The organism is Oceanobacter antarcticus (assembly GCF_044962685.1).
Taxonomy (GTDB): domain Bacteria; phylum Pseudomonadota; class Gammaproteobacteria; order Pseudomonadales; family Oceanobacteraceae; genus Oceanobacter; species Oceanobacter antarcticus.
This window is the reverse complement of the sequence record NZ_JBBKTX010000003.1, coordinates 224,051-249,692: the sequence shown is the minus strand read 5'-3', so window position 1 is coordinate 249,692 and position 25,642 is coordinate 224,051. Positions and strand designations below refer to the sequence as shown.

Below are 25,642 nucleotides of genomic sequence, written 5' to 3'. Positions count from 1 at the left end.
CAGGGGCTGGCAGGCGGTTATCGGAACTGAGATCGGGGATTGGTGGACTGTTTTTGGAACGCCGTTCGAGGCCAGGAAGTCCCCGAACGGTGAAGATGAGCAAAACCCGCTATCCGGTTGACTGTAATGCTGCTCCGCTTAAGTGAACAGCATTACGGCGATGGCCGGTTTTTTATTGCGATCTCATTGTCTGTTCAGACTGTATATTCGGGCTGTGTGTCCAGATGCTGGTGCCAATATCAGAGTTTGATGAGCAAGCTGGCGAGGTATTGGTTGGACGCATCCTTGTTAACAAATTCCCCACGTAATTGCAGTTGGCGGTTAAGCCGATAACCAACACCCACACCGGTCAGTATGCCGTCGTCGTCACCCACATCCAGTCCAACCCGGCCAAGCAGTGACAGGTTAGGATTGATCTCTGGCAGGTCTTTTTCGGCGACGGCAGCGAGCCACAAGCCACTGATGCTTTCATCGGTGTGGTCGAAGTCACCGGTCTGGCTGATACCCAGTTCAACGCTGGTATGAATTCCCCCTTCAAGGGTCGCCATTTCATAGCCAGCAAAGCCCTGGACACCGGTTGCATCGGCACTGCCACCACCAAATGGGGAGTCGATGGTGTTGTAGGAAAAACTGCCGCCCAAATAGAGCTTGCTGGTATCCATTTCATCGGCATGTGCTGCAGTACCGGTGCAGAGCAGAGTGGTCAGCAGGAGAGAAGATGTCATCGATCGAGTCATAGCAGTTCCTTAACGCATGTTAGATATATAAAACGGGTGCACTGCTGCCCAACAGGCTCAGGCAAACAGTACCAGTGGTTCTTGCTGCAATGCCGCCTGTTGTTCTCTCAAAGTCAGAATGTGCTCTGACCAGAAGCGATGGCTGTCAAACCAGGGAAAGGCGATAGGGAAAGCCGGATCGTCCCAACGCTGGCAAAGCCAGGCAGCATGCTTCATAACACGTATGGTTCGGAGACACTCGACCAGTGAAAGTTCCGTATAGGGGAAGGGGCGGAACATTTCATAACCGTTGCGGATGACGTCCAGCTGCGACAATTGTTCGTCCCGTGCACCACTCAGCAGCATCCAGATATCCTGCATGGCCGGGCCTTGCACACAATCATCAAAGTCGACCATCCACAGTTGTTCATAACGCAAAAGCAGGTTGCCTGGGTGCAGGTCGCCATGTACCCGAATGGTACGGAAAGGACGGGATGACATTTGCTGCTCAAGGCTTTGCACCAGCTGTGGCCAGATACTGGCATACACTGCGTGGTAGTCGCTGGGCATATGGCCAGAGCTCAGCACCGTCTCGGCGGCCTGGGCCAGATCCTGTGCGCCAAGAATGACCGGCCGATGTTCAAAGGACTCCCAGCTACCAACCTGATGCAAGCGTGCCAACCAACGCCCCAACAATTCCAGATCGGCATTGGATGACAGTTCCGGTGCATGGCCGCCACGGCGCGGAAACAGCGCAAACATAAAGGGTTCGCTATAGAACAGACTTTCGCCATCAATCTGGATCGGTGCAACGACGGGGATTTCTTCCTCGACCAGATCAAACATAAACTTGTGCTCTTCCAGAATCGCAGCGCGACTCCAGCGATCAGGGCGATAGAACTTGGCGATCAGCGGCTCGCCTTCTTCGATACCGACCTGGTACACCCGATTTTCATAACTGTTGAGCGGGAATACCCTGGCGTCACAGAGATAGCCCACTGACTCAATGGCATCCATCACCCGTTCCGGGGTCAGGTTAGCGTAGGGATGTGCAGACATGATCGGGCCTCACCTGGATTCGACAGGCGATTATGCCTGACTCTCAGGCAACCCACATCCATGCTGTGGCATTGGTATCGGCATTCCGGGAGGCGGCGTCCGTGCCAGCGCCCAGACACCGACAATACTGGCACCTTGCTGTTTCAGCAGCGCTGCTGTGGCATCTGCCGTTGCACCGGTAGTGAGCACATCGTCAATCAGCAGCAGGTGCAAGCCGTCCAGCGCTTGCTGGCCGCTGGCAAACTGTTGTCTGGCCTGCAGTAATCGGGACTGGCGTTGTTGGCCCCGTTGCGGCGTACTGCCACGACGGCGCAGCGCTTTGTGTACTATCGGTTTGTGGTGCATTGCTGCCAGTTGTTCACAGATAATCCGAGCGGGATTAAAGCCGCGCCAGAGCCGTTTCTGCCAACCTGAAGGTACATAGGCAAACGCGTCCACCTGGTTGATGGCGGCGGGGGGATAGCGAGCCATCCAGTAGCCCAGACGTAACAGCCATTCGTAGCGGCGGCGGTCTTTCGCCTGACGCAACCAATAACTAACGGGTGCTTGGTAGGGCAGAAACGCCAGAGTGTAATCGAATGCGGGTGGCATTTGCTGACAATGCTGACAACGGCGTTCAGCGGAGTTTAATAATTCGCCACATTGGCTGCACGCCGGGTAGGGAGCACGCAAGATAGTCTCGCAGTGGTGGCACAAAAATCCGCTGACACTGTTGCTGACTGTGGTCAGGCACCATTCACAACGAAAGTCTGACAGCTGCACCGCCGACTGGTGTTTTGATATCTGAATCGTATTCAACAGATTCAACCCGAGGCGTCTTGTCATTGTCTTCCCTGACCTGTTTTTGCGTATGAATACCCGACGTATCCTGCTTGGATGTCGATCTTGGGTCAATCTGCTAATAACACCCAGCAGATTACATTTGGTAGCCTGATGTTACCGAATAAAGTGTTGATATTTTGTACAGAGGCGTAGTCTGATACACCGCTACGACAAGCCTGCAGACTGGTTCGGTCGCGTGAGGTGACCGTACTGTCGGTGTCCATAATGCGTTATTGGGAACATCGCTCGCTACATTTTTAGATGCACCCTATTGATACAGCAAGGAGTGGTCAAATGAATATAGGTTCTACTTCCGGCTCAGCCATGACGATGAGCACTCAGGCGACCCATATGGTCAGTGATGCCGAACAGCGTGTCACCGTGGCGGCGCAGCAAGTGGCGGGCTCCATGTCCCAGCGTCCGATTGAAGAAACTGGCGGTGTGACCGAAGCGTTGGTGGATATGCAGCAGGGCAAGCAACTGATGAGCGCCGCCGGTAAGCTGATAGAAGCGCAGAGTGCTCAAATAGGCTACTTGCTGGATACCCAGGCTTGAAATCCGGTTTGTGCTTCTAGGAGCCTGTCGGACTTAGGCGTTCGTCGCGAGGGAAAGACGGGTTTGCGCAAATTTGAGGCGAATAGTGGTTCTATTTAATAAAAAATTGCTCAAAAAACAGCCAGATTCGGCTTTTCCGCAGTAGAGCAGCCTTAAGCCCGGCAAACTCCTAGGGGCTGTTGATTTTCTACCTGCGTTGCTATTGCGGTGTTAAAAACAGGCTCAAATAGGTTGTTTATTGAGCATAAACTCCCTCTTTTCTTCTGTTTTTGCCTTGCATTGACTGCCTCGAAAACAAAAATCAACAGTCTGCAAGGGATGTTCTCAATTATTTGACCCTGACCCATCGCGCTGAGACCAGTAACTTCCGGTACGGCGTTATTTGTCACTTGTTGAGTTCAATAAATCGCGTTCCTTATGTCTTGTTCTGAAACCAACGGGCGTTCCGCAGACTCGGTTTAATCATTGAGAACGTCACCTGGGTAAGAGGAGGTTATGCGAGAGGGGGTGGCATGCGGCAATACTGAACCACGACAACAACAAGTACCACGACAAGCAGCAGGCAAAAAAACGCCCCTCTAAAAGAGGGGCAAAGCAACCGTGATTAGCTTGATGAGAGAGATCACCTCACAGCCAAGGCCGTGTTGTGAACACCGTTGCTATCGCTAGCTCCGATAAGCAAACAATAGTCATTCTCATCTTTGCTGTCAATAATAATTCTCATTTATTTTCAGCGGGTGTGTGTACGTGTCGCAAGCGGGTACCAAACTCCAGCGATAGCCTGAGTTCTTCGGCGCTGATGGCGGGCGGAAAATAACAGCCGCTGACACGCGAGTTCACTAGGCTGACGCCATCCAGGCAGCAGTCACGAAAATCAATGCCGCGCAGGTCGGTGCCACGAAAATAGGCATCGGTAAGATCCATTCCGCTGACCAGAAGGCCGCGTAAATCAAGGCCGCGCAAATCAAGGCCGGCCAGGTGACATACCTGGCCTTGCTGGATAGCCTGATTAAATCCGGCGACGTCATCATTGCGGAGCAGTTGATACAGGGGATCCTGGCTGATGGCGGCTGTAGTCATGGAAAACCTCGTTGATTAGACTGGGTGGCCTTCAGTATAGATGACCCTCAATGACTCGTTCGCTTGACGCTTTTCTACTGACCTCCAGCTGGTCGGATGCCGCCCCGGATCAGGACTCAGAACTGGTGTTCTGGTGGCAAACTCCGGTTGGCCCGCTACGCCAGCAGTTGCGGCAGCCTGCCGTGTGTTTTATCGAACGCCGTCATCAGCAGGAGGCGGAACGCATGGCCCGTGCTCTGGGTTGGCCGGTAAGCTGTCGCCCGGTTGCGTTGGCAACCTTTGACCAGCAAGCGGTCACCGCTTGTTATATGCCCGCCAGTTATAGCTACCGCTGGCGGGACTTATTACTGAATCAGCAGATTCCCTGTCGTGAAGTGGATGTGCGCATTACTGATCGTTATCTGATGGAGCGGTTTGTCTATGGCGCTGCAGTGATTCATTACGATGCCGCTGGAGTATCTGAAACCTCAGTATCAGTGGCTGTACCAAACAATGCAGACGCTTATCAGACGCTGCGAGGGGGGCGTCTGTTCCCAGGCAGTTATCGGCCGACCTTGCAGTGGTTGTCGCTGGATATTGAAACCAATATTCCGCGCCAGGGCGAAGCGCTGAAACTCTATTCCGTTGGGCTGGTAACGTCACAACATCGTTGTGTGTTGCTGGTTGAACAGCATGGCGCGGGCGCGGCGACTGCGACGGATCCGGTTGAACTGGTACGGCTGGCGGATGAAGTGGCGGTTTTGCATGCGCTGAACGACCGCATGGCGGCAAGAGACCCGGATGTGATTCTGGGCTGGAACCTGATCCAGTTTGATCTCAATGTGTTGCAGCAGAAATATCACGAGCATGACATTCCCATACGTTGGGGTCGCGATGGCAGCCGATTACAGGTGCGGCGGCAACGGAATATGCCCGACCGGATCATCGTCAATATGGCTGGGCGACTGGCATTGGATGGCATTGAGCTGTTGCGGGCAGCCAGTTACCAGTTTGAAAGTTTCTCGTTGAATGCGGTGTCTGAACAGTTGTTAGGGGATTCCAAACTGCTCACTGGCAGTCATCGGGGGCAGGATATCCAGCGCCTTTATCAAACCGACCTGGGTGCTTTTACGGCCTACAATCTGCAAGATTGCGACCTGGTCTGGCGTATCTTCGAGAAGCTCAAACTACTGGAGTTTGCCATCGAACGTAGCTTGATGACTGGCTTGGCACTGGATCGGATGGGTGGCTCGGTGGCTGCCTTCGAGAATCTCTACCTGCCGCGTCTGCACCGCGCCGGTTATATCGCCCCCAATCTTGGCGAAGGTTACCGCGCTGAAAAAAGCCCCGGTGGCTACGTGATGGAGTCGACGCCGGGTTTGTTCGAGCATGTCCTGGTACTGGATTTCAAAAGCCTGTACCCATCGATTATTCGTACCTTTAAAATCGATCCGATGGGATTGATAGAAGGACTGGCTACCGATGCCACGCTGGCGTTGCCGAATGCCGACTGGGTGCCCGGATTTTTTGGCGGACGCTTTCATCAGCAGCAGCATATTTTGCCGGAGCTGATTCGCGGGCTGGGAGAACACCGCGAACACGCCAAGCAGCAAGGTAACAAACCGCTGTCGCAGGCCATTAAAATTATTATGGCCTCCTGCTACGGCGTATTGGGGTCGGAAGGCTGCCGTTTTCACGATACCCGGCTATCGGCTTCTATTACCAAGCGTAGCCATGAGATTATCCAGACCAGTTCAGATTGGATAAGCGCTCAAGGTTACGAAGTGATTTATGGCGATACCGACTCGGTATTTGTGTGTTTGCGAGCCGCCGTCACAGATTCTGCCGCCGACCGGATTGGCCAGCAGCTGGCCACTGACCTGAATCGCTGGTGGGCAGAGAACCTGCAACAACGTTTTGGCATCCAGAGTTATCTGGAAATGGAATACGAAACCCATTATCAACGCTTCTTTATGCCCTCGATTCGGGGCGCAGAAACCGGCAGCAAAAAGCGTTACGCTGGGCTGATCAGCGACGCTGATGGCTTACCAAAAATGGTGTTCAAAGGGCTGGAAGCGGTGCGTTCTGATTGGACACCCCTGGCGCGGCAATTTCAGCAGCAGTTATATCGAAAAATCTTTCTGCAACAGCCATATCAGCATTGGGTGCAGCAACAGCTCCGCGACTTGCTTGATGGCCACTCAGACAGCCTGCTGAGCTATCGCAAACGCTTGCGACAACCGTTAGCCATGTACCAGCGCCAGGTGCCTCCCCATGCCCGTGCAGCGATGAAACTCGACCACTGGCGACAACAGAATGGCCTGATGCCCAGGTATCAGCAAGGACGCGGCTGGATCAGCTACCGCATCACCGCCAACGGCCCGGAGCCACTGGACGATCAACAAGATAACGACCAACACGATGGCTTGGTCTATCCCACCGCCGCACCGGATTACCAGCACTATATTGACAAACAACTCCGACCGATTGCCGCCGCGATTTTTCAGTTTACCGGCGATGATGTGGATGATTTATTGGGGACGCAAGGGTCGTTGTTTGGCCCCTAGTGCTCAGTCACGGTAGCCGGTTCGCAGGCCGTTGTCTGGTGCTGTGGCAGTTCCACTTCCCAAGGTGGATTGGGACGAATATTGTCGATCACGAAGTCAACAAAACTGCGTACCTTGGCCGATAGATGGCGGTTGCTGGGGTACAAGGTATGAATCGGGTTGGCTTCAAACGGGTAGTCGCAACAGAGTGGTACGAGGTCGCCGGACTGAATCGCGGGGGCGGCAATCAAGGCTGGCAGTGGTGTAATACCGGTACCGGACAAGGTCAGGGCATAAAGTGAGGCAAAATCGTTTGCCTGCAGCTTGGGTTTGACCTGAACCGTCAGTTCTTCACCCTCAGGGCTGGTCATGTTCCACTGCAGCCAGCGTGATGCGGTGATCAAGCGGTGGTTGGCCAGGTCGTCTGGATGCGACGGCGTACCAAAGCGTTGCAAATAATCCGGGCTGGCACACAGCAGTACACCAACATCACCGAGATAGCGGCCAATCAGCGACGAATCCTCCAGTTGCCCAATACGGAAGGCAACGTCGATGCCTTCCTGCACCAGATCCAGCAGTTGATCGGAAAGCACCAGGTCAATCGTCAGCTGGGGATGCTGATCCATAAATTCTGCTACCAGGCTGGACAGTACCGTTGAGCCAAACAGCACCGGAGCGGTAATACGCAGTGTACCGGTGGGTGTGGTTTGCATCTGGGTAACTGCGATATTGGCTTCTTCAATTTCGCTGAGAATACGTGAGCAGTGGCCATAGTAGGCATTGCCGGTATCTGTCAGACGCAGGCTGCGGGTAGTTCGCTGGATCAGCCGCACACCGAGGCGTTCTTCGAGTTGAGTAATCTTGCGGCTGACGGTGGACTTGGGCAGTCCGAGATTTTTGGCAGCTCCGGTAAAGCTGCCAGCGTCCACGACATGGACAAAAATCGCCATTTCATTGAGGTCAAATTCTTCGCGCTTGCCAATCTGCATGGGGCTCTCCTGATATCGGCGGTTGGCCTTCGAACGCATAGAAAGGTTTGAAGACGCATTCTGGGGCCTACCGTGCCATAATTTTTGGAACAATGGTAGGTTTTTGGTTTCGATTGTTGTCTTTATTGGCGTATTGATGGGCGCGCTATTGGTTAATTCAAGACATTTATAGCATTTATAAGCGTATTTTGACGCCGACCGAGACAATGGTTGGTAAATCCGTCACATCTTCCCGTTCACTGTAATCAGCATTTTTGTACTGATAGTCGATCACATTGGCGCGACCGTAGAGGTTGAGAATTTCGGCATACAACGTCATTTCCCAGGAGGTGTAGAAGAAATTACGGTCGGCCCGGACATCCAGTGCGTGATAGGCGGGTAAGCGTTCGGAATTGAGTTCGCCGTACACCGGGTTATAAAGCTCGGGATTGTCGCTGTCTTGTATGGCACCTTCTATGGGGGTTATCAGTTGGCCGGTTTGATAGCGCCATTTGAAGCCCAGGGCCAACACATCGCTGTAGTCATAACTGGCGACAAGGTTGATGATCAACGGCTGGTCATAGCTGTAGCGAAAGTCTTCGTTGGTCAGCTCGTTGGTGCGTCGGGTGCGAGACCAGGCAACGGATGCCCAGCCGTACCAGCGTTCACTCAGATCCTTGTTGATAAATAGCTCCAGCCCCCAGGCTGTGCCGCTGGCATCGTTGGTGTAGCGGGGTAAAGCGAGATATTCCTCATCGGACAGCTCAGGATAGACCGTTTGCTGGTCGGCTCGGGCCACCACCAGGCGATCCATGGTTTTATAGTAACCCTCAACCCGGATGAGCAGGTCGTCACGCAGTTCATGCTCGATACTGGCTTCGTAGTGAATTGCAGTTTCCAGTTTGAGGTCGGGGTTGCCAAAATTTTTGGCGTATTGGCCGAAGTTGTCCGGGAAACTATGGTAACGGCCATAGGCGGCGGTCAGCTTCCAGTAGGGTGCCACTCGCCACTCACTGCTCAGTCTGGGTTCGATAAAAAGTTCATCAGTATAGTCTTCTCTGGCAACCAGTACGCCTGGGTTCAGAATCCAGTATTCGGTGGCCTGCCAGCTGTCGGCAAGGTGCAGATTGATACTGGTGATGACAATTTTTTCGTTGAGGGATACCACCTCGTCACCATCAACGATACGGCAATCCGGGTTGTACTCATCGCACGGAGGGCCGGAGTAACGGCCTTTTAATGACGCGTGGGATTCTGATAGCTCAGCACCCCATTGCAGATCGTGATGCAGATTCAACGGTTTGGAAAACTGGCTACGAATCTCGTAGTTATTGGTTTTGACGTTGACATAATTACTTTGGCCAATGGCGAACTGGAATTTTTCTTCAAGCTGGGAGAATCCGGTTTTTTGCTGTAACCCATTACCGTAAATTTTGTCCCAGACAATGGCCTGACTATTAAAATAACGCTCAACATTGAGGCCGCCATCCAGCCCCGGATCTTGGGCGAGTTCATCGGAGTCTTCGTCAAATTTTATCCCGGCCTTGTCGCGGGAACCAATGGCCTGCACCACCAGACTTTCAGTGATACTGGGCTGATATTCGTATTTCCCCTGATAGTCGTAGTATTCCGGCAAGGTGGTGAACTGGAAATCTTCATCGTCCAGCAACGCGTCGATGTAGTACTGAAACAGACTCTGGCGCCCGGATAAATAAAAGCTCTGTTCGCTGTTAATTGGCTGTTCGATAAAAAGACCAGCCTTGAGGAAGCTGACATCGATCACGGTCTGGGGAATGGCAAAGTCCGGTGAACGTGAGGTGGCATCGATCACGGCACCGGTTGCACCATTGTATTGCGGCCCAAACGCGGCGGCTTCCAGGGTGAAACCCTCAATCACGTTGTCGTTAAGAATACTCGACGAGTCACTATGAAAAATGTAACCCACCGGGAAAAAATCGATGTAATAGGCGTTGTCATCAGGAGAAGAACCACGCACCGCCGGGGCGGAATCCTGACTGTTACTGAACACCACGCCCGGCAAGCTTTCGATGGCTTGCAGCGGGTCGTTGCCAGCGCCGGGAACACGCAGCAGCTTACGCGGACTGACGGTCGTCAGTGATTCTGTTACCCCCAGTACCTCAATCACCTCGATGTTGGGGTCGTCTGCCAACGATGGTTCGGAGACATCGGCTTGTGCTCTGGTCACCATTACCAAGGGTAATAGTCGTAGCAGTAAGGGTAAAAGCGCTTTCATGACGGCGTCCTGTGTCGATGGAAGGAGCAATTTGGCGGCTGGTTGTGGTTAAGACAGTGTGGTTAAGTTTACAGTGATCACATGTCAGCCTACTGATATCCGATTAAATATCTGTGACAGAAGTGGGTTCTTTATCAATCACGTTCTCAATCCGGTTACCAAGTCGCCCAATAACAGTGGCCGTTGATTGCCTGGCTTGGCAAATACCATGTGTACGGTACTGATCACCCGCTCATCAAAACCGCCTTCACAGTAGGCAAAGTAAAAATCCCACAGTCGACAGAAGGTGTCGTCATAACCCAGTTGGTGCAAGTGCTCGCGCTGGTCGAGAAAGGTTCGCCGCCAGCGCCGCAAGGTTTCGGCGTAGTGGCTGCCGATATCTTCCAGGTGAATGGTTTTCAGGTTGCTGGTACGGCTCATGGCCTGTTGCATGGCGGTGACACTGGGGAGAAAGCCGCCAGGGAAAATATAGCGCTTGATAAAATCGACATTACTTTTGGCCTGTTGATAACGCCAGTCATCGATAGTAATAGCCTGGATCAGCGCAATGCCATCGGGTTTTAGTAGCCGATTGAGGGTGTTGAAATAGGTGTCCAGATACTGATGACCAACCGCCTCGATCATCTCCACCGAAACCAGTTTGTCGAATTGGCCGTTAAGCTGACGGTAGTCTTGTTGCAGCAGTGTGATCCGGTCTTGCAATCCGGCCTCCCGAATACGCTGTTCTGCCTTGCGGTATTGGGCATCGGAGATGGTGGTTGTGGTGACCCGGCAGCCATAGTGCTGGGCGGCGTAAATCGCCATGCTGCCCCAGCCAGTGCCGATTTCGACCAGATGATCTTCGGCGCTCAATTGCAGTTTCTGGCAAATACGCTCGAGTTTGAAGCGCGATGCCTGCTCCAGCGAACTGTCAGGGGTTGGGAAAATGGCACTGGAATACATCAGTGTCGGATCGAGAAACAACTCGAACATCTCGTTGCCGAGATCGTAGTGAGCGGCAATATTGCGACGCGACCCCTTTTCGGTATTTCGCTGCGCCCGATTCCACAATGTCAGCGCCCACTTGCCAGCACTGGCCCAGCCACTGTCGATACGATCCAGTACCTCTTTGTTGCGACAGAGAATACGCACCAGGGCGGGCAAGTCATCGGCGCACCAGTCTCCGGTCATGTAGGCTTCACCAGCGCCGACGCTGCCGTACAGAGCGATGGTGCGCCAGGCTTCCGGGTCGTGAATTTTGACCGTGGCACGCAGGGCATGATGGGTGTCCCCGAAGACATGGGTCTGGTCTTGTTCGCAAATCGTCAGGCAGGCATCCTGAATCTGTGTCAGACGTTGACACAGCGCTCGGCGGCACAGACGGTCAAGCCAGTGAAGGGTACCGGGGGCGGTGGCGGGAGTGGTCGTCGGTGTTGGCATTAATAATCTCCCTTTGAGGTCGGCTGGGCTGCGGCCTGCTTTTGATGGCGGGCATGATCGTGTTCCGGGTTGTTGTGAGGATGTGGGTGATAGCGACTGCCACGCAGCCAGAGTTTGGCGGCGTTGTAATAAATTCCCGCCACAACTTGGAGCGTCATCAGCGGGTAGTGCCATAACACTCGCCCCAGAGCGGCGCGGGATATCCGCTGGCGTTGCAGTTTCATGGTGGCGTCGAGCACCCGGTAACCATCTTTGATCACGTCCATATGGCTGAGTATTTCACTGCCGCTGATGGCAGAGGGAGGGTTCAATACCCAGCGATATTGCATCGCCAGCGGATTAAACGGCGATACATGGAACGCCTTGTTAAAGCGGAACTGGTAGCGGCAGACAGACGGGCGTTTGAACACCCGTTCTGGATAAATTGCCAGTGGGCATGACGGCAGGCCAGCACCTTTAGACGGCATCACCAGGCTGTAGTGAAAACGTTCTTGCCAGGGTGTATTGGTGATTTCAGCCACCGTCCCGATACAACGATTCTGCGCGTCATAGCCAAAATAGAGGCTGAGCGGATTGATGATAAAACCGAAGTAGCGCACGTTGGTGAGTACTTCCACCCGCTGCACTGATTGTCCGGTCTCTTCTTCGAATGTGCGTAAGATGGCGCGTTTCAGCGCCGCCACTGACGAGTGCTGGCCAAAGTAGTCGGTGCTGTCAAAGCGAGCCAGGGCCGAGCGTTGAGCTGACCAGAACGGATGCTGTGCCATGACCTCGTCGACTTCGTCGAGATCCAACAGCATCATATAGACCTTGTGGTTCAGCTCATTGCGTCCCTCGCGAAAGCGGCGATGGCGCACCCAGCCGGTATAGAGGGCGCTGTGGCCGTTAAACACTGCTGCGGTAGCCATCAGAAGCTGACTCCCAACGCCTTGCACACCCGCAGCGCACTGTTGACGCCATCTTCATGAAAACCGTTAAACCAGTAGGCACCACAAAAATGGGTATGGTTGGCACCACTGATTTCATGATGGCGCTGCTGGGCGGCCATGCCATCGAGCGTGAATACCGGGTGGGCGTACTGGAAGCGGCGGAGGATTTTGGTCGGATCAATAGCGTCGGTCTTGTTAAGGGTGACGCAAAAATGCTCAGGGGCATCGGTAAAGTTCTGCAACCGGTTCATATAATAAGTGACGGCGACGGTGTTACGTTGCTCGCTGTCGAGATGGTAGTTCCAGCTGGCCCAGGCATGGCGGCGTTGCGGTAGCAGGCCGATGTCCGTGTGTAATACCACGTCGTTGTTTTGATAGGGGATGGCTTGCAGGATGTGCTGTTCGGTAGCGCTGGGTTGGGCCAGTAGCGCCAGCGCCTGATCACTGTGGCAGGCCAAAATTACCTGGTCAGCGCGGAACGTTTGGTTCGCCAGCGTCAGCGAGACACCCTCGGCATCCCGTTCAATCGTCGTTATTGCACTGTTAATGTGAATGTTTTGCGCAGGCAATGCCGCCAGGATTTTCCCGACATAGCTGCGTGAGCCGCCTGAAACCACCCGCCATTGAGGGCGTTCGTTAACACTCAGCAGGCCGTGGTTATTAAAAAATGTCAGGAAAAAGCGCACCGGGAAATCCATCATCATGGCTTCGCTGGCAGACCAGATCGCGGCGCCCATGGGAATAATGTAATAGCGGCGGAAGTAGTCGCTGTAGCCATGGCGGGTCAGGTATTGCCCCAGCGTCTGGCGGCTGTTCAGGCTGTTGGCGTCCAGTTGTGCGCGGCTGTCACGGTTAAACCGGAGGATTTCCTGCACCATGCGCCAGAATTTCGGATTCAGCAGGTTGCTGCGTTTGGCAAACAGGCTGTTGAGATTTTGGCCGTTGTATTCCATGCCGCTGTGTTCGCACTTGACGCTGAAGCTCATATCCGAGGCTTCGGTCTGGACGTCCAGTTGGGCCATCAGTTTGATGAAGTTGGGATAGGTCCAGTCGTTGTAAACAATAAATCCGGTGTTGACCGGCCAACTTTTGCCATTCATCTCGATGTCGGTGGTCTGGGTGTGACCGCCAACATAGTCGTTGGCCTCAAACAGATGCACGTCGAACTGTTGGCGCAGTAACCAGGCGCAGGTCAGACCGGAGATGCCGGCGCCAACAATGGCGATGACAGGTTTGGTGGTTGTCATGGGCAGTAGTCCTTGCGGTTAGTCCGGTTGTTTTTGTGGGCTGGTGGGCAAACGGGTGGCGGCACGACGTGTCAGAGCCAGGCGCAGGTCGGCGGGCAGGCAGCCGAGTAATTGCAATAACCAGGTAAAGCGACGGGGAAAGTGAATCTCCCAGGGGCGTCGTTGCAGACCCTTGATGATGGCTTCGGCGGCGACGTTGGCGCTGATGCGCATCGGCATCCGAAAACGGTTGCGATCCGTCAGCGGGGTTTTGACGAATCCGGGCGACACGACCGAGACATCAATGTGCTCGCTGGCGAGGTCGGCGCGCATGGCTTCCATAAAGTAGCGCACGGCTGCCTTGCTGGCACCGTAGGCTTGGGCTTGGGGCAAGGCCAGGTAAGTGACGCTGCTGCTGACTGCGACCAAGTAGCCACGCTGGCTGTTGCGGATCAGTGGCAGTGCGGCTTCGAGGCTGTTGACCAGTCCGTAAACGTTGGTATCTATCACTCGTTTCACAAGAGCGCTGTCGAACTGACGCACGTCAAGGTATTCACAGCTACCGGCATTGGCGATCAGGGTATCTATACGGCCAAACCGTGCGGCGATGTCAGCGGCAACGGCTTGCATTGCATCCCGCGATGTCACATCTGCCGACAGTGCGACGACGTTGGGATGCGGTTCGGCCAATTGTTGCAGGCGGTCGCTATTACGGGCTGAAATGATCAGCCATTGGCAGCGCTTTGACAGCCCATGCAGCAGCGCTGCACCAATGCCGGAGCTGGCACCGGTAAGCCAGATAATCTGCTCGGATAACGGTGGCGGCAGTGGTTTTTTCATGCCATACGCTCGCGGATTTTACCCAGCACCCAGCCCAATACGGGCAGGTGGTTGTAGAGCATGGTTGCGCCGTCAAACAGATCCTGGTGGTAGATGACCCGATCATCCTGCCAGCGAAATTCGGTGCCACCCTCGACATGGATGGCTTTGCCTGCCGCAATAGCCGGGTGACAGAAAACCATGCTCCAGCGTAAAAAATCGGCTTCGCTGGAGGGCCAATACTGGCCGTACTGAAAGGTGATCTGGTCAACCGATTGATACATCCCCGAAAAATAGGACTGAATGGCCGTTAGACCTTCCAGGCGATGAAAAGGATCCTGAAAAACCGCCTTGGGGTGGTACAGGCTCGCCAGCAAGGCATCATGATCTGCATCTCTGTCGAGCTGGTCATAGACTGAGGTAAAGGCGTGCAGCCGTTGGCTATCATTCATCGGTAGGATTCTCCTGCTTGAGCGCCTTGAAAGCATTCAAGGCCCGCTGGCGGGCAAATGCGTGGTCGACGATGGCATCGGGGTAGCCGGTTTGCTGGCGCTCGAAGGCATTGGGTTGATGACGGCTGGTGGCTGGCAGTGACGTCAGTTGGGGCAAGTAGCGAATCAGAAACTGGCCATCGGCATCAAAGCGCTGCGACTGGGTGGTGGGGTTAAAAATACGGAAGTAGGGCACGCCGTCTGCTCCAGTGGATGCGCTCCACTGCCAGCCGCCGTTGTTGGAGGCTAGATCGGCATCAACCAGGTATTGATTAAAAAATGCCTCACCGCGCCGCCAGTCGATCAACAGATGTTTGCTCAGGAACATGGCGCTGACCATGCGTAGGCGATTGTGCATCCAGCCGGTGGTGAGTAATTGCTGCTGGGCGGCATCGACTATCGGGTATCCGGTGCGGCCATCGCACCAGGCTTGGAAATCGGCCTCGGCGTCTCGCCATTTCACTCGCTCGGTCTCGGGCTTGAAGGCTTGGTGCTTACAAAGATCCGGGCAGGCGACCAGTAAATGGCGGTAGAACTCACGCCAGGTCAACTCGTTGATCCAGCTGTCGAGGCCCGCAGTACCACCGGCCAACAGACCCTGGTTTGCCTGACTGGCAGCAAACAGACATTGACGGGGAGACAGCAAGCCGAGCGACAGCGCGGTGGAAAGCTGGCTGGTCGCGTCCAGTGCCGGAAAATCACGCCGTTGGTGATAATGTCGACCCTGCTGCTGCAGAAAGTTGTGCAGTGCATGGTGGGCGCTGGATTCGTCGTCAAACCAACGTGCATCCGGGCATTGGTCAGTGAGGGTTAACGCCCGCCGGAGAGGTTCGGTCAGTATCTGCTGCCATGTAGTTGAGGTGGTTGATGACGGCTGTTGCAGGGCTGCGGGGGATGGCAGTGGCGCGCTTAATTGCCGTTCTGCCTGGGCCAGCCAGGCCTTGCGGAACGGGCTGTAGACCTTGAAGGGCAGGTTGGTTTTGGTCAGTACCGCGCCAGGGGGAATCAGGCACTGATCGTGGAAACGATGAACGTTTACCTGATGTATATTGGCCCAGCGATAGCACAGAATGTCACGCTTGCACTCGTTGACTTCATATTCGTTGTTGAAACTGATGTGGCGAATATCCAGTTCAAGCACCAGCTGTTGTAACAGCTGCAGACTGTGGTTGAAGGTGCCAGCATGCAATACCAGTAACTCGACGCCCCGCTCTGCCAGTGCCTGTTTCAGGTTGTGAACGGCGTTTTGCATCAGGCGGATTTTGCGTTCCCCGAGGCCATGCTGGCGCCATTGTTCCGGTGTGACAAAATACACTGCCAGTACCTGCTGTGCCTGGCTTTGGGCCGTTGTCATGGCATGGTACAACGCGGGATTATCGTGCACCCGCAAGTCGGTGCGGAACCAGACCAGATGTCTGCCGGTACTCTGCTGGTTACTCATGCGTTACCCTGCCAGTATTGAGAATGTAGTGCTGTATCTGCATGGATAAGGGGGGTTGCAGGCGGTGCATGTTGGGGCGACCACCGTTGTGATCCGGTGGTGTGCCGGTGAGTATATGCATCCGTTCGGACTGGTTCAGATACCGTTGCCAGCGTAACTCACAGCTTTTTTCCTGTGGCATAAAATGAACCCAGGTATGCGTCGCCTGCAGTGCATCGGCGGCAAGGCTGAGATCAGTGGGATTAAGATTCGGGCCGAGGTATTCAACTCGCAACCCCGCTGCACCAATGGCGCAGGCGCGTATCAGAATATCCAGCTCACCCTCGGGCTGATTGGTTGCCATTAACAGAATCGGCGGGCTGGCCATGCGTTGCTGCTGATAAAACATGCTGTACAACTTGCGCTGCAACAGCTGTTCCATCATTCGCAGCAGCATCGGGTGTTCGCTGCCACTGCGCAGGCGGTCGAGTACCGGTGCCAGGCAAAACTGGTAATACACTGCAACGGGATAGGTCGAGAAGGCGTTACACCAGAGCTCGTCGAGACGTTTGGGGGTAATCGCCAGTAAGGTATCCATAACAGCCTGTTGCTGTTCCAGCCAATGGCTATGGGGGATACCGCCAGCATCCGCTGAACGGTTTGCGTCTGAAGCATCATTATTCAGCAGCAAGCCGACGTGACGTACCGGGTATCCCTGCTCCAGCCAATACAAAATGCGCTTTACCTGACGGATATGATCATCACTGAAAAAGCGGTGTCCTTTGGGCGTTCGTAGCGGGTGGATGATGCCATAGCGTCGCTCCCAAGCCCTCAGGGTGGCTGGGTTGACGCCGGTCAGGCGGGCAAACTCCCGGATCGGGTAGCTGCCATCAGGAATCGGTGAGGTCACAGGCTGTTCCTCAAACCCAGTTCATAGGGATGCGGGTTGAGATACACCTGTTTGCGGGCGTAGGCATTCGCCTCTTCGTAATGATTGAGATGATGCTTCAGCAGGGTCAGTGGCACGATCAATGGCACGATACCTTGATGATATTGCTGGATAAGGTCGGTCAGTTCCGCCTTGTCGGCTGCGGATATCAGTTGCTTCAGATACCCCTGCAAATGCATCAAGGTATTGGTGTGCATCTTGCGGCTGGCCGGTTTGGCCAGTGCTGTCATTAATTGGGTGAAATAGTCGCTGGCAACACTTTCCAGGGTGTCGCTGTGCAGGTTGGCTAACAACCGTCCCATGGATTTGTAGTGCACCAGGCTGTGAGCCATCACCAGGTATTTGTAACGACTGTGGAAGTCGATCAGACCGGCAGCGGTGAGATCAGTGGAACGATATTCGCGCCATTCGTGATAGGCGAATACGCGCACCATAAAATTTTCGCGCAGTGCATCGTCGTTCAGGCGTCCGGCTTCTTCCATGGGCAGTAGCGGATGGAGCCGCTGGAACTCACGGGCGAATACCCCGCTGGCAGTACCTTCCGGGTGGCCATTAGTCAGATAACGTTTGACCCCGAACAAACCGCAGCTGGGACTTTTTTGCATCAGAATAAAGCCACACAAATCGGCCATTTCAGCGGCCTGCTGTTGTGCATAACGTGCCAGTGGCTCAGTAACATCCATCTCGGGATTGACGGTACCGAGTGCTCGCACCCGGGTATCGCTGGCACGATCGCTAACCAACCGGATCGGCTGCCTGGGTATTCCCAGACCGATGGCCATTTCTGGACACACCGATAGAAATTCAACATAGCGGCTTAACACATCGGTGCAGAAACGCGAGCGTTTGTGACCGCCATTGAAACGTACAGGCTGACCCAGCAAGCAGGCACTGATCCCTACCTTGATGGTGGACTTACCCAGTTCATTTGTCATCTTGTATAACCTTTGAGAAGGTTTTTTTGTATAAGTTTATTCTGGCGTCATGACCACGCTTTTGTCAATAAAACTTATACAATTTTTGGAATTTTTGTATAGGTTTTTGAAAAGGCTTTTCTGGAGGATGGGTGCTTTGCTGAGAGGAAGCGGGCGGGAGAGTCCGTACCGGAGAGAACTTCGCCAATGGGATACAACAGAGTGGATGATGATCCGCTGGCGATGGAGGTGTAGGAATTTTTTATCTTCGGCTGCCTGTCAGAAGAGAGGCAGCCGGTGTGGCAAGCGGCTAGCGGTCACCAACCAGTTTGCGCACCACCACATTGCTGATTGCTGTGGCTACTTCCGGTTCAAGGCCGACCGGAGGGTGAAGGGTTAACTTGACCAGGTGCTGGCGTTGCAAGGCTTCCAATTGCAGCGGCACATCCTTGCGCAAGTGGCGACCGGCAGCAAAAAACAACGGCAGGACATCGATATGGGTCATGCCGTCGTCTGACAGTGCGGCTACCTGATGCTCGAGAGAGGGCTCGGCGAGTTCCATGTAGGCCAATTCTACCCGGCCAGACTGATCGAGGTTTTCACGAATTTGTCCTGCCAGTTGTTCAAACGGTTTGACCCAGTTGGGATCGCTGCTGCCGTGCGCCAGCAAAATAGTAGCGTGGCTATTGGATCTGGATTGCATAACATGTCTCCTGTTTGACTGGGGAATTCAACATGTAGCGTCCCAGTCAGAGTAGGGCATTGGCAGCAGTCCTGCCACTAAGCCAGGCGCCCTCTATATTTGGAGAATGTAACCAGTCTCCGCAGATTGCCAGCGTTTGTTGAGGGTTGGCCTGAAAACCCTGGTTCATTTTCTTTTCAGGAAGGGCATATAACCAGCGGTGAAGCCAAAGGTGGCGCCACTGGGGTACAGCAGGGAGCCGCAGGGCCTCCGCAAACGCGGCCAGCAGTGGTTTCTGAATCTCGTGGCGAGGCGTATCCTGATGTTGCAAGCTCCATAAGTGGCTGGCTTGTATGACCCAGGCCTCGGTTGGTTCTCTGCCCGGCTTGCTATTGTTACGGCTAACCCAGGCTAATGGGCCGGACTTCACAAAAGCAGCATCGTAAGGTGCTGGCAGTGGTGTGTCGAAGGACAGTAGCAATGTCCAGCAGGGCAACATGCTCGTCTCGCTGGTGACTGCCAGTACCGGATCGTTACTTGCCAGTGCCGCCGCCTGGGCTGGCGGTATAGCCACCACCAGACCGTCATATGGGCCGAATATTTCCCCCTCAGAAGCCGTGACTTGCCAGCCTTGGGCTGTTTCTTCACAACCGGAGATGTGGGTGTTGGCTTCAAAGTGTGTTGCATTTTGCAGCAGCAAACGGCTTAGCGCGGTCATGCGGGGAATGGCGACGTAGCGTTTTTGCTCGTCTGCCGATGGATGTTGGCGAGTGCCATTGATCACCCAGGGAGTAACTGGCCATTCTGCAATTACACCCTGTTGCTGCCATTGTGAGAGCTGGGTGGCAAACTCGTTTGAATGGGCATGAAAGAATTGGGCACCCATGTCCCAGCTGTCGGCAGCCAGTTTTTTGGTTGCCATACGGCCACCGCTGCCACGGCTTTTGTCGAATACGGTTGCCTGATGCCCGGCTGCAGATAGAACCTGAAGTGCGCTGAGCCCGGCGATTCCAGCGCCAATGATTGCGTAGTGAGCCAAATCAGCCACCTGTCTTTTTTTGTATAGGATTTTTATTCTAGCATTATGCGTTCTTTTGTATAAGTATTGTATATTAAATTATTTGCTTTGATGACTAAACAGTCTCGCGGGAGGCAGCATGAGCAAGCGTATACTAATGACTGGAGGTACAGGGTTTATTGGTTCTCGTCTGGTGAGCGGGTGGCTCGCCGAGGGTCATGAGGTCTCAGTATTGACCCGTCGGCCGCAACGAGTCATCGAACGCTGGGGTGGGCGTGTGACAGGAGTCAGCGATCTGTACCAGTTGACCGGGCCATTTGACTGGTTAATCAATCTGGCCGGAGAAGGAATTGCCGATCAGCGCTGGACAGCTGCCCGCAAGCGGGAGCTGCGTGACAGCCGTATCGGTGTTACTGGCAAACTTGCCGAATGGGCAATGCATACCGGCCAGCGTTTCGACGTGGTGGCCAGTGGTTCTGCGATAGGTGTTTATGGAGCGTTGGCAGGCACCGCAGAGCAGCAAACCGTTGATGAAGCGAGCCGGGTGGGCCAGGATTTTGCTGCGCAACTGTGTACTGATTGGGAAGCGGCGGCGCAGCCGTTGTACGGTTTGTCGGAACGGTCTTTGATGCTGCGTACCGGAGTGGTACTGGGCGAACGCGGCGGGATGCTGGGACGCTTGTGGCTACCGTTTTCGTTGGGCTTGGGAGGGCGGATCGGGAATGGCGAGCAGTATTTGTCCTGGATCCACATCGACGATTATATCGCGGCACTGAATGCTTTGTTGGTATCAGATGCGGTGGGTGTGTTCAATATGGTTGCACCAGAGCCCGTGACCAATACACGCTTTACCCATGAATTGGCACATTGTCTGGGGCGTCCGGCGTTGCTGCCGATGCCAGCCGCAGTTGTGCGTTTACTGTTTGGTGAAATGGCCGATTTACTGCTCAAAGGCCAGCGGGTGCTACCGGCCCGATTATTGGAACGAACGTTTGCATATCATTACGCCACATTGCCGGAAGCACTTGAGAGTATTCGACAAGTTTGGGCTAGCTCTCGTTAGCTTGTATGTTTGTCAGTATGGCCTTGGCAGTCAATGAAGCCGCATGATCTTGAATGATTGACGTTTGATAGTGGGTCTAACCTGTCATAGTGAGCGATTTGTGTGGGTAAAAGTACTGAAAACTGACGCCAGTAAGAGAACTGTAGTTTTGTGTTATTAGACATTGAAAGCATGGGGGTTGGCGACTAAACCTAGGGTATACGTATCAGAATCAACGCAGGAAGTACCCATGAGCATAAGCCGCCAAACCCTGGAACATTACCTGTACGAGTTTGATCAGGGATATCGGGTGAGTTACGTCAACTTTTTTCGTGCCAGTGATCTGACCGATGCTCAGCTGGTGCTGACGCTGGAGCGTGGCTGCGAGCGTCGCTCGTTTGCGTTTACCCAGCCGTTGTTTAACGACATCGACAAGAATTTGGTGGCCTGCCGCAGTTTGTATATTGCAACCATCAAAAGCTCCCCGCTGTCACCCAATCGGGTTGAGGTGGGAGATATCGAAGGTAACTTTGTTTACTTTACCGCCCGTACCGTCAAGAACATCACGCCGACCGCCTGAGTCTTTTTATTCCTGCACCCAAAGAGCGGCAGAGTCCGCTCGTCCCTTATCGCATCTTCCTGTCTGCTGTCTGCAGAGCGCTTGCCGCTTTGATTGCAGAACAGACTGATAGCACGATGGTGACTTTTTTCAGTTGAGCCATCGGGTTAGTCTAGCCGCCTTCTGAACCATGTACTGAGGCTGGATGTGACCGATACTCTGTTTGAACTTGCTGCGTACGGCGTATTGACCCTGATCGGGCTGTTGGCGGTGTTTACCCTGGCGCTGGGCGGTTGGATTCTTTACGCCTGGATGGTGGACGTGCGTCAGACACAGCACACCGTCAGACGCAACTTTCCGGTTATTGGCCGGTTTCGCTACTTTTTTGAACATCTCGGTGAATTTTTCAGGCAATATTTTTTTGCCATGGATCGTGAAGAAATGCCCTTTAATCGTGCCGATCGTACTTGGGTTTATCGGGCTGCCAAACGCGAAAGTACGACGATTGCCTTTGGTTCTACCCATCGTCTGGATATACCGGGGACCGTTATTTTTGTGAACAGTCCGTTCCCATCTTTGAAACATGATTTTGCCAGTTCTGGGCCACTAACGATTGGTGAGCATTGTCGTACGCCTTACACGACGACTTCGCTGGTGAATATTTCCGGGATGAGTTTCGGGGCTTTGTCGAGTGTCGCGGTGACGGCCTTGTCTCGCGGTGCGGCGATGGCTGGCTGCTGGATGAACACCGGTGAGGGCGGGCTATCCCCCTATCATCTGGACGGCGGTTGTGATTTGGTGTTCCAGATTGGTACCGCCAAATATGGCGTGCGAGATGAACGGGGTCTGTTGGATGATGCCAAACTGAAAGCCATTGCCGAACACGGGCAGGTACGCATGTTTGAGATCAAGCTCAGCCAGGGGGCCAAGCCGGGCAAAGGCGGTATTTTACCGGCGACCAAAGTGAATGAAGAAATCGCCCGTATTCGCCATATTCCGATCTATGAGGATTCGATCAGTCCGAATGGTCACCCGGAAATTCGTTCCGTGGATGATTTGCTCGATATGGTCGAGCATGTTCGGGCGGTGACCGGTAAACCGGTTGGTTTTAAGGCGGTGCTGGGTGATATCGACTGGATTCGGGATTTGTGCCGGGCCATTCAATTACGCGGCAAGCAAGTAGCACCGGACTTTATCACTCTCGATGGTGCCGAAGGCGGCACTGGTGCGGCACCCCAATCGTTGATGGATTATATGGGCTTGCCGTTAAACCAGTCGTTGCCGATGCTGGTGGATACGCTGGACGAGTTTCACCTGCGACCACGTATCCGCGTTATTGCGTCAGGCAAGCTGATTACGCCAGACCGGGTTGCCTGGGCGTTGTGTGTCGGTGCCGACTTTGTGGTATCGGCGCGTGGCTTTATGTTTGCGCTGGGTTGTATTCAGGCATTGCAATGCAACAAGAATACTTGCCCCACCGGGATTACCACCCACGATCCGCATTTGCAGAGTGGTCTGGTTCCGGCCGACAAGGCCCAGCGTGTAAAACATTTTGTGGAGGGACTGGTACAGGAAGTGGGTGTTATTGCCCATTCCTGCGGAGTTGATGAACCGCGTGGCTTAAGCCGCCAGCACGCCCGTATTGTGCAACCGAACGGTGACGCCCGACGGATGACGGATATTTATCGGGCGTCTTCCTTTCATCCTGGTAATGACCTGATGCCGGAAGACTGAGCGACTACAGACTCATCAGACGGCCGACCAGTCGCTTGAGTACGCCGTCGTCGTTGGCCAGTTGTCCGGCTGCGGTGCTGGTGATGCTGTTGGTGCCGGGGCGTGACAGTGTTTCGACGTAGCCGGCCAGACGAGCGGCGCTGTAAAACTGGTAGACCTCGGTGAGGGGGATATTCAACAGCCGTGCCGTGACATCCAAGGCGACCGGGCGTCCAGACCAGAGCGCGGCGATACGCAGGGCATTGGGGCTGCGATGAACACGGGTAAAGTTGGGCCACTGCACCAGAAAGGCAATATCATGGCTGGAGCAGCCAGTTAACAGGCGGCCACGGGACAAGCGGCAGCCTGCTTGCCAGAGCAGTTCATCGACTGGACGGCCAGTGCTGCGAGCGCGCTCCCGTATCGGCGAATCTGCTTTTAGCGCGACAACCTTATATTCCCCTTCGACACCGCTCAGTATCCGGGTGATGCTGACGTTATTGACCAGATAGTGTTTTGATGAGCCAAGCAGGGTGAGAAACTGATTGGTTGAGCAGAGATAAGCATCGGAATAAAACAGAATCTGGATATCTTCACGATTTGCCAGGGTCTCTTTTATCAAGCGAAAAATGCCGCTGTCGGTTACGGGACGCGCTACTGCCATATTTTCCTCACTACAACTGGGTACGCACGGTTACCAGAGTGCGTGATGTCCAAAAGAGGTACCTGCCTGGATTTCGGCAAAGGTTTTTCGACAATATACTGTTTTTGTGAACCCTGTCACCTTCGGATTGTGACAACGATCAACAATGGCTGAAAGCTGGCCCAAAGAGATTCACAGGGTTTCGTTATTACTGAGTGGTCTTAGAAATCTTGCCTTACAGCTGTACAGCAAAGAGACTATAACTGCATTTGCATACTTGATGGGTTTCAGAGTCGTCGGATAAGGTGTCTTGGCGCACGGGTGAAACCTGCCCTGACCCTGAGCGGGGTCAAGATGCTTCATGTTATGAGCGTCATGATGGTGTCGCAGATGGCCCGTTATGATGCTGTAGCTTGTCAGTGATAAAACGCCCTGGCCCGGTAACGGGAGCAGGAACCAGGAGGTTGTGAATGGGTTCAGACAGTACGTCCTATCGTTCGATCGTTGCGATTGTGGGTGATCTGGTACGGTTGCGTGTTGCAGCTCCTGAATCTGGCAAGCCAACTCGGGTACGGTTGGACGATCTTGCGGTGCTGGTGAGTGGCGATGGTACGACCCGTCGTCTGGCTCAGGTAATTGATATTCGCGATGAGCGGGTATCGATGCAAGTGTTTGATGGCACCAAGGGGTTGGCGACCGATGCCAGTGTGCAGTTTCTTGGCCATCCGATGCAGGTAACCTACTCTGCCAATATTCTCGGACGTATTTTTGACGGTCGCGGCAAACCGATGGATCACGGCCCTGCGCTTGATTTTGATAGCCAGGTCGAGATTGGTGGGCCAACCGTCAACCCCATGCGACGGGTGCTGGCATCTCGCATGATCCGTACCGGCGTGCCGATGATCGACCTGTTTAATTGCCTGGTCGAGAGTCAGAAAATTCCGATTTTTTCCGTTTCCGGTGAACCCTATAACGCCTTTCTTGGCCGCATTGGCACTCAGGCGGATGCGGATATTATTGTGTTTGGCGGCATGGGGCTGGGATTTGACGACTTTTATTCGTTCCGCAAAACCTTTGAAGATCAGGGTTCTTTTGCCCGTACGGTGATGTTTGTTAATCAGGCTTCGGATTCGATCGTCGAGCGCTTGCTGGTGCCGGATATGGCGCTGGCAGTGGCGGAACTTTTTGCGGTGGAAGAAGGCAAGCGGGTGCTGGTACTGCTGACCGATATGACGGCTTATGCCGACGCATTAAAAGAAATCGGTATTGCCAACGAACGGGTGCCGTCCAACCGTGGCTATATGGGAGATTTGTATTCGCAGCTGGCGCGGCGTTATGAAAAAGCCTGCGACTACGCCAAGGGCGGATCCGTTACCATTCTGGCGGTCACCACTATGCCGGGTAACGATGTCAGTCATCCGGTGCCGGACAATACCGGCTACATCACCGAAGGCCAGTTCTACTTGCACGACGGCCAGCTGGATCCGTTCGGATCCTTGTCGCGGCTGAAACAATTGGTGATTGGCAAGCAGACCCGTGAAGACCACAGTCAGGTGATGAACACCATGATCCGGCTTTATTCCGGTGCGGTCGAAGCCGAGCAAAAGCAGGCCATGGCCTTTGATCTGAGCGATTACGATCAGCAGTTGTTGCAGTACGGCCAGTTGTTTCGCCAGCACTTTATGGCATTGGATGTGTCAATGTCGCTGGAGCAGGCGTTAGATATGGGCTGGCAGCTGATGGCGCAATGCTTCCGGGCTGAGCAACTGCTGATGAAGCCAGAACTGATCGACAAGTATTTCCCGACTGCCACGTCGGATAACCCGGAGAACGCCTGAC

At 54.1% G+C, this 25,642-nt stretch carries 23 protein-coding genes and 1 pseudogene; 7 read left to right on the top strand and 17 right to left on the bottom strand.

All coding sequences use genetic code 11. The features are described from left to right. Positions 1-146, top strand: a pseudogene (locus WG929_RS04035) (IS4 family transposase); the annotation flags it as partial. Positions 147-239: 93 nt separating this feature from the next. Here the strand turns inward: WG929_RS04035 and WG929_RS04030 are convergent. The 3 genes from WG929_RS04030 to WG929_RS04020 form a co-directional block, all read right to left on the bottom strand. After that, complete coding sequence (locus WG929_RS04030) at positions 240-725, bottom strand: outer membrane beta-barrel protein (RefSeq protein WP_416205008.1); 486 nt, start codon at positions 723-725, stop codon at positions 240-242. Positions 726-794: 69 nt separating this feature from the next. Then, positions 795-1,775, bottom strand: coding sequence for a serine/threonine protein kinase (locus WG929_RS04025; protein WP_369857043.1), 981 nt, complete (start codon positions 1,773-1,775; stop codon positions 795-797). Between the two features lie 30 nt (positions 1,776-1,805). Next, positions 1,806-2,600, bottom strand: a complete 795-nt coding sequence (locus tag WG929_RS04020; RefSeq protein WP_416205007.1) for a ComF family protein — start codon at positions 2,598-2,600, stop codon at positions 1,806-1,808. A gap of 291 nt (positions 2,601-2,891) precedes the next feature. Between WG929_RS04020 and WG929_RS04015 the strand changes: the two genes are divergently transcribed. Continuing rightward, positions 2,892-3,152: a hypothetical protein gene (locus WG929_RS04015; RefSeq protein WP_416205006.1), complete on the top strand. Its 261-nt coding sequence runs from the start codon at positions 2,892-2,894 to the stop codon at positions 3,150-3,152. A 720-nt stretch (positions 3,153-3,872) separates the two neighbouring features. Here the strand turns inward: WG929_RS04015 and WG929_RS04010 are convergent. Continuing rightward, positions 3,873-4,232, bottom strand: a complete 360-nt coding sequence (locus WG929_RS04010; RefSeq protein ID WP_416205005.1) for a pentapeptide repeat-containing protein — start codon at positions 4,230-4,232, stop codon at positions 3,873-3,875. 50 nt (positions 4,233-4,282) lie between these two features. Between WG929_RS04010 and WG929_RS04005 the strand changes: the two genes are divergently transcribed. Continuing rightward, positions 4,283-6,778 (top strand): DNA polymerase II, encoded by a 2,496-nt coding sequence (locus tag WG929_RS04005; RefSeq protein WP_416205004.1) that lies wholly within the window; start codon positions 4,283-4,285, stop codon positions 6,776-6,778. Here the strand turns inward: WG929_RS04005 and WG929_RS04000 are convergent. From WG929_RS04000 to WG929_RS03945, 12 genes are all read right to left on the bottom strand, one after another. Continuing rightward, on the bottom strand, positions 6,775-7,746 hold the full coding sequence (locus tag WG929_RS04000) for a LysR family transcriptional regulator (protein ID WP_369855276.1): 972 nt from the start codon (positions 7,744-7,746) through the stop codon (positions 6,775-6,777). The genes WG929_RS04005 and WG929_RS04000 overlap by 4 nt on opposite strands. A 175-nt stretch (positions 7,747-7,921) precedes the next feature. Continuing rightward, on the bottom strand, positions 7,922-9,979 hold the full coding sequence (locus WG929_RS03995) for a TonB-dependent receptor plug domain-containing protein (protein ID WP_416205003.1): 2,058 nt from the start codon (positions 9,977-9,979) through the stop codon (positions 7,922-7,924). A 138-nt stretch (positions 9,980-10,117) separates the two neighbouring features. Next, the gene (locus tag WG929_RS03990) at positions 10,118-11,398 is read right to left on the bottom strand and encodes a class I SAM-dependent methyltransferase (RefSeq protein ID WP_416205002.1); all 1,281 of its coding nucleotides are present in this window, start codon (positions 11,396-11,398) and stop codon (positions 10,118-10,120) included. Beyond that, on the bottom strand, positions 11,398-12,306 hold the full coding sequence (locus WG929_RS03985) for a DUF1365 domain-containing protein (RefSeq protein WP_416205001.1): 909 nt from the start codon (positions 12,304-12,306) through the stop codon (positions 11,398-11,400). The genes WG929_RS03990 and WG929_RS03985 overlap by 1 nt, the downstream gene beginning before the upstream one ends. After that, positions 12,306-13,574 (bottom strand): NAD(P)/FAD-dependent oxidoreductase, encoded by a 1,269-nt coding sequence (locus WG929_RS03980; RefSeq protein WP_416205000.1) that lies wholly within the window; start codon positions 13,572-13,574, stop codon positions 12,306-12,308. Before WG929_RS03980 ends, WG929_RS03985 begins: the two co-directional genes overlap by 1 nt. A gap of 18 nt (positions 13,575-13,592) precedes the next feature. After that, the gene (locus tag WG929_RS03975) at positions 13,593-14,393 is read right to left on the bottom strand and encodes an SDR family NAD(P)-dependent oxidoreductase (protein ID WP_416204999.1); all 801 of its coding nucleotides are present in this window, start codon (positions 14,391-14,393) and stop codon (positions 13,593-13,595) included. Then, positions 14,390-14,824, bottom strand: a complete 435-nt coding sequence (locus WG929_RS03970) for a nuclear transport factor 2 family protein (RefSeq protein ID WP_416204998.1) — start codon at positions 14,822-14,824, stop codon at positions 14,390-14,392. The genes WG929_RS03975 and WG929_RS03970 overlap by 4 nt, the downstream gene beginning before the upstream one ends. Continuing rightward, positions 14,817-16,304, bottom strand: a complete 1,488-nt coding sequence (gene phrB / locus WG929_RS03965; protein WP_416204997.1) for a deoxyribodipyrimidine photo-lyase — start codon at positions 16,302-16,304, stop codon at positions 14,817-14,819. The genes WG929_RS03970 and phrB overlap by 8 nt, the downstream gene beginning before the upstream one ends. Then, a complete protein-coding gene (locus WG929_RS03960; RefSeq protein ID WP_416204996.1) occupies positions 16,297-17,193 on the bottom strand; it encodes a MerR family transcriptional regulator in 897 nt (298 codons plus the stop codon). The genes phrB and WG929_RS03960 overlap by 8 nt, the downstream gene beginning before the upstream one ends. Then, positions 17,190-18,167: a YbgA family protein gene (locus WG929_RS03955; RefSeq protein WP_416204995.1), complete on the bottom strand. Its 978-nt coding sequence runs from the start codon at positions 18,165-18,167 to the stop codon at positions 17,190-17,192. Before WG929_RS03955 ends, WG929_RS03960 begins: the two co-directional genes overlap by 4 nt. Positions 18,168-18,456: 289 nt before the next feature. Then, positions 18,457-18,849, bottom strand: coding sequence for a sirohydrochlorin chelatase (locus tag WG929_RS03950; protein WP_416204994.1), 393 nt, complete (start codon positions 18,847-18,849; stop codon positions 18,457-18,459). Between the two features lie 46 nt (positions 18,850-18,895). Then, complete coding sequence (locus WG929_RS03945; RefSeq protein ID WP_416204993.1) at positions 18,896-19,867, bottom strand: NAD(P)/FAD-dependent oxidoreductase; 972 nt, start codon at positions 19,865-19,867, stop codon at positions 18,896-18,898. A gap of 118 nt (positions 19,868-19,985) precedes the next feature. Here WG929_RS03945 and WG929_RS03940 point away from each other — a divergent pair, with 118 nt between their 5' ends. From WG929_RS03940 to WG929_RS03930, 3 genes are all read left to right on the top strand, one after another. Then, positions 19,986-20,909, top strand: coding sequence for a TIGR01777 family oxidoreductase (locus WG929_RS03940; protein ID WP_416204992.1), 924 nt, complete (start codon positions 19,986-19,988; stop codon positions 20,907-20,909). A gap of 229 nt (positions 20,910-21,138) precedes the next feature. After that, positions 21,139-21,468: a hypothetical protein gene (locus tag WG929_RS03935; RefSeq protein ID WP_369855263.1), complete on the top strand. Its 330-nt coding sequence runs from the start codon at positions 21,139-21,141 to the stop codon at positions 21,466-21,468. A gap of 186 nt (positions 21,469-21,654) precedes the next feature. Further along, positions 21,655-23,181 (top strand): FMN-binding glutamate synthase family protein, encoded by a 1,527-nt coding sequence (locus tag WG929_RS03930; protein WP_369855262.1) that lies wholly within the window; start codon positions 21,655-21,657, stop codon positions 23,179-23,181. Between the two features lie 4 nt (positions 23,182-23,185). Here WG929_RS03930 and WG929_RS03925 read toward each other — a convergent pair whose 3' ends face one another. Continuing rightward, the gene (locus WG929_RS03925; protein ID WP_416204991.1) at positions 23,186-23,824 is read right to left on the bottom strand and encodes a hypothetical protein; all 639 of its coding nucleotides are present in this window, start codon (positions 23,822-23,824) and stop codon (positions 23,186-23,188) included. Between the two features lie 449 nt (positions 23,825-24,273). Between WG929_RS03925 and WG929_RS03920 the strand changes: the two genes are divergently transcribed. Continuing rightward, the gene (locus tag WG929_RS03920; protein WP_416204990.1) at positions 24,274-25,641 is read left to right on the top strand and encodes a V-type ATP synthase subunit B; all 1,368 of its coding nucleotides are present in this window, start codon (positions 24,274-24,276) and stop codon (positions 25,639-25,641) included. The last annotated feature ends 1 nt before the right edge of the window (position 25,642 follow it).